1 rRNA gene is annotated in these 448 nt (G+C 59.2%); it reads right to left on the bottom strand.

What is annotated here, in order from left to right:
* Position 1 precedes the first annotated feature (1 nt).
* Positions 2-118, bottom strand: a 5S ribosomal RNA gene (gene rrf / locus AC1DES_RS19200).
* Positions 119-448 lie beyond the last annotated feature (330 nt).

Below are 448 nucleotides of genomic sequence, written 5' to 3'. Positions count from 1 at the left end.
TGTCCGGCGGTGACCTACTCTCCCACACCCTCCCGGGTGCAGTACCATCGGCGCTGTGGGTCTTAGCTTCCGGGTTCGGGATGGGACCGGGCGTTTCCCCCACGCTATGACCGCCGTAACCCTGTTACCCGCCCCCATGCGCGGTGGGCGCGGGGGTGGGAAATCTGGTGGTTACAACATGTGTCCTGCAGTTTGTGCTGCAGTGGTGGTGTTGTTATTCAGTTTTGGTTCGCCAGGCAACGGGTTTGTTGGTTGGGAACCACATAGTGGACGCAAGCAGTCTTGTTTCTTTGTACCACCCCGGGTGCGAACCCCTTTTGAACGGGTTCGCGGGGTGGTGTGTGGTGTAAGTTATCGGCCTATTAGTACCGGTCAGCTTCACGAGTCGTTAGTCCTCGCTTCCACATCCGGCCTATCAACCCAGTGGTCTGGCTGGGGGCCTCTCACA

Source organism: Arthrobacter sp. 05T442 (assembly GCF_056395945.1).
The sequence above is the reverse complement of the archived record's forward strand: the minus strand, read 5'-3'. Positions and strand labels throughout refer to the sequence as shown.